A 592-nucleotide genomic window follows, 5' to 3' on the forward strand; every position below is an offset into this window, starting at 1 on the left:
CGGATGCTCGCCGAGGACGTCGTGGTGGACGGCAAGGTCATCGCGCCGGCCAACGTCGACCTGGGCGATGTCCTCATCGACCAGCTCGTCAAGCACGGTGTGACCACGGTCAAGACCCGCTCGGTCCTCACCTGCGAGTCCGCCGTCGGCACCTGCGCCTTCTGCTACGGCCGCTCGCTGGCCACCGGCAAGCTGGTGGACATCGGCGAGGCCGTCGGCATCATCGCGGCCCAGTCCATCGGTGAGCCCGGCACCCAGCTCACGATGCGTACCTTCCACACCGGTGGTGTGGCCGGTGACGACATCACCCAGGGTCTGCCGCGTGTCGTCGAGCTCTTCGAGGCCCGTACGCCCAAGGGTGTCGCCCCCATCTCGGAGGCGGCCGGTCGGGTGCGCATCGAGGAGACCGAGAAGACCAAGAAGCTCGTCGTCACCCCGGACGACGGCTCCGACGAGACGTCGTACGGCGTCTCGAAGCGAGCCCGACTCCTGGTCGGCGAGGGCGACCACGTGGAGGTGGGCCAGGCGCTGACGCTGGGTGCCACCAACCCGCACGACGTGCTGCGCATCCTCGGCCAGCGTGCCGTGCAGG

The 592-nt window shown here is 69.4% G+C and carries 1 pseudogene; it reads left to right on the top strand.

The window, feature by feature from the left end:
• Nucleotides 1-592: pseudogene (locus KUM32_RS40750) on the top strand (DNA-directed RNA polymerase subunit beta'); the annotation flags it as partial.

The organism is Streptomyces sp. AC627_RSS907, from assembly GCF_019049165.1.